Source organism: Dactylosporangium sp. NPDC005572 (assembly GCF_040605515.1).
Lineage (GTDB): Bacteria > Actinomycetota > Actinomycetes > Mycobacteriales > Micromonosporaceae > Dactylosporangium.
Genome location: NZ_JBEXCY010000337.1, coordinates 1 through 8,257 on the forward strand (window position 1 = coordinate 1; position 8,257 = coordinate 8,257).

The 8,257-nt window shown below is 73.8% G+C and carries 8 protein-coding genes; 6 read left to right on the forward strand and 2 right to left on the reverse strand.

What is annotated here, in order from left to right; genetic code table 11:
• From ABZS66_RS58935 to mutM, 4 genes are all read left to right on the forward strand, one after another.
• On the forward strand, positions 1 to 823 hold an 823-nt coding region (locus ABZS66_RS58935), incomplete at its 5' end, for a phosphate acyltransferase PlsX (RefSeq protein WP_354773312.1).
• Positions 820 to 1,566, forward strand: a complete 747-nt coding sequence (rnc, locus tag ABZS66_RS58940; protein WP_354773314.1) for a ribonuclease III — start codon at positions 820 to 822, stop codon at positions 1,564 to 1,566. The genes ABZS66_RS58935 and rnc, both read left to right, overlap by 4 nt.
• Positions 1,550 to 2,701, forward strand: a complete 1,152-nt coding sequence (locus tag ABZS66_RS58945) for a hypothetical protein (RefSeq protein ID WP_354773316.1) — start codon at positions 1,550 to 1,552, stop codon at positions 2,699 to 2,701. The genes rnc and ABZS66_RS58945 overlap by 17 nt, the downstream gene beginning before the upstream one ends.
• A gap of 50 nt (positions 2,702 to 2,751) precedes the next feature.
• Complete coding sequence (mutM, locus tag ABZS66_RS58950; protein WP_354773318.1) at positions 2,752 to 3,600, forward strand: bifunctional DNA-formamidopyrimidine glycosylase/DNA-(apurinic or apyrimidinic site) lyase; 849 nt, start codon at positions 2,752 to 2,754, stop codon at positions 3,598 to 3,600.
• Between the two features lie 16 nt (positions 3,601 to 3,616).
• On the opposite strand, the gene ABZS66_RS58955 is transcribed toward mutM, so the two are convergent.
• A complete protein-coding gene (locus ABZS66_RS58955; RefSeq protein ID WP_354773320.1) occupies positions 3,617 to 4,354 on the reverse strand; it encodes a spherulation-specific family 4 protein in 738 nt (245 codons plus the stop codon).
• A gap of 26 nt (positions 4,355 to 4,380) precedes the next feature.
• Positions 4,381 to 5,004, reverse strand: a complete 624-nt coding sequence (locus ABZS66_RS58960) for a CAP domain-containing protein (protein ID WP_354773322.1) — start codon at positions 5,002 to 5,004, stop codon at positions 4,381 to 4,383.
• 312 nt (positions 5,005 to 5,316) lie between these two features.
• On the opposite strand from ABZS66_RS58960, the gene ABZS66_RS58965 reads away from it, so the two are divergent.
• Both ABZS66_RS58965 and smc read left to right on the forward strand, forming a co-directional pair.
• The gene (locus ABZS66_RS58965) at positions 5,317 to 5,511 is read left to right on the forward strand and encodes a hypothetical protein (protein ID WP_238015053.1); all 195 of its coding nucleotides are present in this window, start codon (positions 5,317 to 5,319) and stop codon (positions 5,509 to 5,511) included.
• Between the two features lie 243 nt (positions 5,512 to 5,754).
• A partial coding sequence (gene smc, locus ABZS66_RS58970; RefSeq protein ID WP_354773324.1) for a chromosome segregation protein SMC occupies positions 5,755 to 8,257 on the forward strand: 2,503 nt, incomplete at its 3' end.

Sequence of the window (8,257 nt, forward strand, 5' to 3'; positions counted from 1 at the left end):
GCTCGCGGTCCACGACCGCGAGCGCGTCAGCGTCATCGTCGTCGAGAGCCGCATCGGCATGGCCGACTCCCCGCTGCGCAACATCCGGCGGGAGTCGACGGTCCGCGCGTCCGCCGAGGCGGTCTTCGCCGGCCGGGCCTTCGGCATGGTCTCGGCCGGCTCCAGCGGCGCCGCCGTCGCCGCCTCCGCCCACGTCCTGGGCCGCCAGCGCGGCGTCCGCCGCCCCGGGCTCGCCGCCGCGCTGCCCACGCCGCACGGCCCGGTGCTGCTCGCCGACGTCGGAGTCACCCTCGACGCCACCATGCTGGAGCTGGTCCAGCATGGTGTGCTCGCCGCCGCCTACGCCGGCGTCGCGCTCGGCATCGCCGCGCCGCGCGTCGGCCTGCTGTCGATCGGCAGCGAGCCCGGCAAGGGCGACCGGCTGCGCCGTGCGGTCTCCATCGCCCTGTCCGACATCCCGCTGCCCGGCGGCGGCCGGTACGTCGGCCTGGTCGAGGGTCACGACGTGGCCCAGGGCGGCCCGGCCGACGTCGTGATCACCGACGGCTTCACCGGCAACATCCTGCTCAAGGGCATCGAGGGCGCCCTGCGGGGCACCCGAAACCATGAGGCGGCGGCCGTGCTGCTGGGCGTCGTCGGCGACGTCGTGGTCTGCCACGGCGCCGCCACCGGGCCCGACATCGCCGACGGCATCGCCCTCGCCGCCCGGCTGCACCGCGACGGCGTCATCCCCGCCGTCGCGGCGCTCGCCGACGATCTGCTGACCGAACTCTCCTCGGCCGGCGGCCTCACCATCCGTGACCAACTGGGAGAGCGCTCGTGAAGAAACCGACCCAGCTCGAGGACGCCTTCGGCGTCGAGTTCGACCCCGACATGCTGCGGCGCGCGCTGACCCACCGCTCCTACGCCTACGAGAACGGCGGCCTGCCCACCAACGAGCGCCTGGAGTTCCTCGGCGACGCGGTGCTCGGTGTGGTGATCACCACCGCCCTGTTCCACAACCACCCGGACCTGGCCGAGGGCCAGCTGGCCAAGCTGCGCGCGAGCGTGGTCAACATGCGCGCGCTGGCGGACGTCGCCCGCCGGCTCGGCCCCGACGGCATCGGGCCCTACCTGCTGCTCGGCCGGGGCGAGGAGGCCACCGGCGGCCGCGACAAGGCCAGCATCCTCGCCGACACGCTGGAGGCGCTGATCGGCGCGGTCTACCTGCAGTACGGGCTGGACCCGACGGCCCAGGTGATCCACAAGCTGTTCGACGGGCTCATGGCCGAGGCCGCCGTCCGCGGCGCCGGCCTCGACTGGAAGACCAGCCTGCAGGAGCTCACCGCCGGCCGCGGCCTGGGCGTCCCGGAGTACCGCATCGACGAGGAGGGCCCCGACCACGCCAAGCGGTTCACCGCCTGGGTGATCGTGGCCAAGCGGCGGTACGGCGGGGCCCAGGGCGGCAGCAAGAAGGAGGCCGAGCAGCGCGCCGCCGAGGCCGCCTGGCGCGAGCTGTCGGATCGACCCGACGGCGCGGCCGAGGACGACGGCACCCCGGAAGCCGGCGATGACGCCGGTCGCTGAGGTGCTCGAGCGCAAGCGGAACGCATCGATCCTGCTGGCGTACCCGCTCGGCCTGTACGCGCTGAGCCGCCTCGTGCAGCTCTGCCTGGTCTGGTGGATGGCCGACGACGGCAAGGTCCGCGACCGGCTGCTCGCCTGGGACGGCGGGCACTTCGTGCGGGTGGCCGAGGAGGGATACCCGACCGGGTACACCTACAACGGTGACGGCGTCCTCGTCGGCAACGGCCTGGCGTTCTTCCCCGGCTACCCGATGCTCGTGCGGCTGACGCACTTCGTCACGCGGCTCGACTACCCAACGGCGGCGATCACCGTGTCGTGGATCGCGGGCGGCGCCGCGGCCGTGCTGCTGTGCGCGCTCGGCACCCGGCTCTACGACGAGCGGGCCGGCCTCGCCCTGACCGCCCTGTTCTGCACGCAGCCGATGGCGATGGCGCTGTCGATGGCGTACTCCGAGGCGCTGTTCACCGCGCTGGTCGTCGGCATGCTGCTGTTCGCGCACCGGGGCGACTGGCTGCTCGCCGGCGCGTTCGGGCTCGGGGCGGCATTGACCCGGCCGACCGGTGCCGCGGCCGCGATCGCGCTCGCTGTCGCCGCGGGCATCACGTTGTACCGAGAGCGCGGCACCCTCGGTACCGCCGCATGGAAACCCGTCGCGGCGGCCCTGGTGGCGCTGGCCGGCGTGCCCGCCTATCTGCTGTGGGTGGGCACGCGCGTCGGCGACCTCGGCGCCTGGTTCGACATCCAGACGGCCGGCTGGGGCACCACGTTCGACTACGGCACGTCCAGCTTCAAGTTCGTCCGCGACGCCCTGCGGGCCGGCGACGGCTGGGTCCAGGTGAGCATCGCGTGGATGGTCATCGGCGTCGTGATCCTCGCCGCCGTCGCCGTCGCAATGCGCGTCTGGCCGCCGCTGACCGTCTACGGCCTGCTCGTCCTCGTGCTGGTCCTCGGGCAGGGCGGCTACTACCACTCCAAGCCGCGGCTGCTCGTGCCCGCGCTGCTCATCCTGGTGCCGCCGGCCGTCGCCCTGGCCCGGGCCCGACCGCGCACGGCAGCGCTAGTCTTGGCGGGCTGCGGCGCGTTCGGGCTGTGGTACGGCTCGTACCTGATCACCGCCTGGCACTACGCGATCTAACCGAGTTTGGTCGGGGCCTGCCGGCTCTGGACCCGATCTAGAGGACCCACATGCCCGAGCTTCCCGAGGTCGAGACCGTCCGCCGCGGGCTCGACAAATGGGTCTCCGGTCGGCGCATCGCCACCGTCGAGGTGCTGCACCCCCGGGCGGTCCGCCGGCACCTGCCCGGCGCCGCGCACTTCGCCGCCCTGCTCGCCGGGCGGCGGGTGGGCGCGGTGCTGCGCCGCGGGAAGTACCTCTGGCTCCCCCTCGACGACGAGGACGCCCTCATCGGCCACCTCGGCATGTCCGGCCAGCTGCTCATGCAGCCCGCCGACGCGCCCGACGAGACGCACCTGCGGGTCCGGCTCCGGTTCGACGACGACGGCCCGGAGCTGCGCTTCGTCGACCAGCGCACGTTCGGCGGCCTGGCCGTGTCGACCGGCGGCGCGGTCCTGCCGGCCGAGCTGGCGCACATCGCCCTCGACCCGGTCGATCCCCTCTTCGCCGACGAGGCGTTCGTTGCCGCCATGCGCCGGCGTCGTACCGAGGTCAAGCGCGCCATCCTGGACCAGACGCTGATCTCGGGCGTCGGCAACATCTACGCCGACGAGGCCCTGTGGCGGGCGTCGCTGCACGGCGCCCGCGACACGTCGCTGCTGACCCGCCCGGCGGTCCGCCGCCTGCTGGGCCACGTCCGCGACGTGCTCCACGAGGCGATCGGCCAGGGCGGCACGAGCTTCGACGCGCTGTACGTGAACGTCAACGGCGAGAGCGGCTACTTCGAACGCTCGCTGAACGCCTATGGCCGCGAGGGCCTGCCCTGCAACCGCTGCGGCACGGCGATCCGCCGCGAGTCGTTCATGAACCGCTCGTCGTTCTCCTGCCCCCGTTGCCAGCCCCGCCCCCGCACCGCCTGACCGCCCGCGCACGGGGTCAGGCGCCCGGGGCGGGGAACGGCACGGCGTGGAGGTGGCGGTACGGGCGGGGGCGGCGCGAGGCCGGGGCCGGGCGGGTCAACTCGCCCAGTGCCGGGCTCAGGCCGCACCAGGCCGGCAGGTCCGCGTACGGGTCCGGGGCGCCCAGGTCCGTCACCAGACCGAAGCCCGCTCCCCGCTCCACCTGCAGCCGCGCCGCCTGATCGAGCTCCCACGGCGGCACCGCGTGGACCAGGTGGCCGTCGCCGGGGCGGGCGCCCTCGCACGACCAGCGGCGGTAGTCGCGCCAGTTGCCGTCGAACACGCACACCGGCAGGCCCAGGTCCCGGTAGGCCTCGTCCGGCGGCTCGCCCGGGTTCAGCACGACCTCCGGCAGGCCGGCGCGGTTGGCGGCCTGGGCGGTGACGGCGACCGGGCCGATCGAGTACGGGCTGACGGGGGTGTGGTCGAGGAAGATCCCGCGGACCGGGTAGCCGGCCCACCGGTACACGTCGGCGCGGACCTCGGCGATCGGGCGCGTGCCGTAGTCCAGGTCGACGTAGCCGAGCAGCCGGACGCCCGCCGCGTCCAGCCGGTTCATGGCCGCGGTCCACAGCGGATCCCGGCCGCTCCCGGGTCCGTGGGCGACGTCGACGACGACGCTGAACGCCGGACCGTGTCCCGCGATGATCTCCCATGCGTGCGGCCGGGCGAGCGGATGCGCCCGCAGCGGCAGGAGCGTCGGAACCCGGTCCACGACCGGACTAACGATGCTGGGCCCCCTCAAGCACGCCCGGTGTCCACGGTCCAGTAGGCCGTGCGGCCGCGCATCGCGGCGCCGACACCGATCGATGTGATGTCGCAGTCGACCAGGACATCCCGGTCGCTGTCGTCGCGCAGCCACTGCTTGACCACGCCGCCGGCGTCGCCGCCCTTGGCGACGAGCTCCTGCTCGAAGCCGGCGAACCCGGCCCGCTGCGCGCGGTCGGCCGGCTCGCTGCCGTCGCTGCCCTTGGTGTCGGTGAAGTCACCGGCTGCCATGTCGGCGCTGTGCGCGCGGGCCGCGGTGCGCAACTTGGCGTCCATCCGGACCGCTTCGCACTTCTCCTTGCGCCGCTCGGCGTTGATCAGCTGGACGACGCGGTCCTCGTAGGAGTTGTTGAAGTTGGCGGCGACGAGGGTGGGCGCGGCCGACGTGGGCCTGGCCGAGGTCGGGGCGGCCGAGGACGGCGCCGGTGCCTCGGCGGACGGCGAGGGGGCGGGCTCCGCGGCGGCGGCGCCCCTGGCGGGGCCGCTGTCGGTCAGCGCGGGCACGATCAGGAAACCCAGCCCGGAAAGGATGAGCACGGCCGTGACGGCCGCGGCAATGCCGACCGGGCCCAGCCGGGCCACCAACCGCGGCACCATCGCGTGCGTCTCCCGGGTCTGCGAACGCCTGTCGGCGAAGAATTTTCCGAGGAAGACGCTACTTTGCAGTGGCGCCGCGGGGCAACCGGTGGCACACTGCCACGATCGGCGCGGCGGTGCGGATCACGCACCCGGGTGAGTGAGAACACCCTGGCCAGGACGTTTGGCGTGCCGGTCGGCTTGACTAACTCGCGGCCCCGGCGGAACATAGAGGGGTCGCCAGTCGCGCCCATTCATGCCCTTGTGCTTCGGTCGCGGGTGCTGGGCGCGCGTTTGCCGGAGTCGACCGGCTGCGCTTAACAAGGAGACGATATGGCTAAGGCCCTCTTCGGCCACGTAGGCAGCGCGCCCGATCGGCGCCTTGTCGACGAGGTCACCCAACTGCGTGCCAAGGTTCGGGCCCTCGAATTCGAGGTTGTCCGGTTGCGCGCCGAGAACGACCGGCTTGCCGCGGCGGCTTCGGAGGCGGAGCAGCTGTCCCGTCTCGTCGAGCCGGCAATGGCCTGACGTTTCGAGACGAGCACGACCCGCACGTAGAACTGAACAGCAAACCCGCGCGCCGACATCCCAGGGGTCTCGGCGCGCAGTCATGTCTGGTGGTGGTAACGACACGGACGTCCGGTTGGTTGCGCGAGTGGCCCAAGTGGCCGGTGTGCCCACGACACGCGCATTATGGTGTGCGGTGCTGCCGGGTTGGGTACTCTCCCGGCGGTACCCTGCCGGATAAGAGACGTCGACCAGTGGAGATCCGTGCACCTCAAGAGCCTGACGGTCAAGGGCTTCAAGTCCTTCGCCTCAGCGACCACGCTGAGGCTCGAACCGGGCATCACGTGCGTCGTCGGGCCGAACGGCTCGGGCAAGTCCAACGTGGTCGACGCCATCTCCTGGGTGCTCGGCGAGCAGGGCGCCAAGGCCCTGCGCGGCGGCAAGATGGAGGACGTCATCTTCGCCGGGACCGCGGGCCGGGCCCCGCTGGGACGCGCCGAGGTCACGCTCACGATCGACAACGCCGACGGTGCGCTGCCGATCGACTACACCGAGGTGTCGATCACCCGCCGGATGTTCCGCTCCGGCGAGAGCGAGTACGAGATCAACGGCAACCAGTGCCGCCTGCTTGACATCCAGGAGCTGCTCTCCGACTCCGGCATCGGCCGCGAGATGCACGTGATCGTCGGCCAGGGCCGGCTCGACGGCGTGCTGCACGCCCGGCCGGAGGACCGGCGCTCGTTCATCGAGGAGGCCGCCGGCGTCCTCAAGCACCGCAAGCGCAAAGAGAAGGCCATCCGCAAGCTCGAGGCGATGCAGGTCAACCTCAATCGCCTCGGTGACCTCACCACCGAGCTGCGCCGCCAGCTCAAGCCGCTGGGCCGGCAGGCCGAGGTGGCCCGCCGCGCCGCCGGCATCCAGGCCGACCTGCGCGACGCGCGGCTCCGGCTGCTCGCCGACGACCTGGCCACGCTGCGCACGACGCTCGACAAGGAGATCGCCGACGAGACCGCCCTGCGCGCCCGGCGCGAGGAGGTCGAGGCCGAGGTCGAGGCGATCAACGAGCGGCTCGCCGCGCTGGAGGCCGAGCACGCGGCCGACGCGCCGGTCCTCGCCGAGGCCCAGGACACGTGGTACCAGCTGTCGAACCTCCAGGAGCGGTACCGCTCGCTCCATCAACTGGCGGGCGAGCGCTACCGCAACCTGTCCGCCGCGCCGGTCGAGGAGCGCCCCGGCCGCGACCCGGACCAGCTCACCGCCGAGGCGGAGAAGGTCCGCGAGCAGGAGGAGGAGCTCCGCGCCGCGCTGGAGGCCAGCCAGGAGCGCCTGGCCGAGGCGGTCGAGCGCCGGCAGGACCTGGAGCGCCGCCTCGCGTTCGCCGAGAAGGCCATCGTCGCGGCCCACAAGGCCATCGCCGACCGCCGCGAGGGCCTGGCCAAGCTGACCGGCCAGGTCGAGTCGGCCCGCAGCCGCGCGACCGCCGCCGCCGACGAGATCGAGCGGCTCGCGGTCCAGCTCGCCGAGGCCGAGACCCGCGCCGAGCACGCCCAGGGCCTGTTCGAGGAGGCCAGCGCAGGCGCGTCGGTCGCCGACCGGGACAACGCCGACCTGGAGCTGCGCCACCAGGAGGCGACCCGCGAGCTCGAGACGATCAACGGCGAGGTCCGCACCCACAGCGACGCCGAGCGGGCGGCCGAGAAGGACGTCGCCCAGTGGAAGGCGCGCGAGGAGGCCCTGGCGATGGGCCTGCGCCGCAAGGACGGCGCGGGCACGCTGCTGGCCAGCTCCGACCGGGTGCCGGGCATGCTGGGCAGCGTCGCCGCCCTGCTGTCGGTCGAGGCCGGCCACGAGGCCGCGCTGGCCGCCGCGCTCGGCGCGCTCGCCGACGCGGTCGCGGTGTCCGGCGTCGACGCGGCCGTCGCCTCGGTCGAGCTGCTCAAGCACGACGACGCCGGCCGGGCCGCGCTGCTCATCGCCTCGGCGCCGATGCTGGACGCCCCGCCGGTCGAGCGGGTGCCGCTCCCGCCCGGCGCGCACTGGGCGATCGACCTGGTCCGCGCCCCCGACGAGCTGCGCCCGGCGCTGGAGCGGGCGCTCGGCGACGTGGTGTTCGCCCCCGACCTGGCCGTCGCGAAGCGGATCGTGTCCTATGCGCCCGGCCTGCGGGCCGTCACCCCCGAGGGTGACGTGCTCGGCGCCTACGCCGCGGCCGGCGGCTCCGGCAAGCAGCACAGCTTCATCGAGGTGCAGGCCGCCGTCGAGGAGGCCCGCCAGAAGAAGGTCGACGCCGAGCGGCGCGTCGCCGAGGCCCGCGAGCTGCTCGCGCTGGCCCGCAACGCCGCCGGGGTGGCCAAGGAGCAGGTCGCCGAGGCCGCCGCCGCCAAGAAGGAGGCCGACAGCCAGCGCAACGCGGCGGCCCGCCGGCTGGCCGAGTTCGGCGCCGCGGCCAAGTCGGCCAAGGCCGAGGTCGAGCGGCACGCGGCCGCGAAGGGCAAGGCGGAGTCGGCCCGCGAGTCGGGCCTGACCAGCCTGGCCGAGCTGGAGGAGCGCCTCGCCGCGGCCGAGGAGACGCCCATCGACGAGGACCCGTCGACGATGGACCGCGACGACCTCGCCGAGCAGGTACCGGGCGCGCGGCAGCATGAGATGGAGGTCCGGCTCGCCGTGCGCACCGCGGAGGAGCGGGTCGGCGCCCTGGCCGGGCGGGCCGACGCGCCCAGTCTGCCAACCGCGCCTCGAACAGCGCTCGCACGCCCGTGTCGGATCG

Bases quoted from the DNA above. Each gene is read 5' to 3' on its own strand.
- ABZS66_RS58945 (WP_354773316.1), top strand. From the start codon at position 1,550: ATGACGCCGGTCGCTGAGGTGCTCGAGCGCAAGCGGAACGCATCGATC.
- mutM (WP_354773318.1), top strand. From the start codon at position 2,752: ATGCCCGAGCTTCCCGAGGTCGAGACCGTCCGCCGCGGGCTCGACAAA.
- ABZS66_RS58960 (WP_354773322.1), bottom strand. From the start codon at position 5,004: ATGGTGCCGCGGTTGGTGGCCCGGCTGGGCCCGGTCGGCATTGCCGCG.
- ABZS66_RS58965 (WP_238015053.1), top strand. From the start codon at position 5,317: ATGGCTAAGGCCCTCTTCGGCCACGTAGGCAGCGCGCCCGATCGGCGC.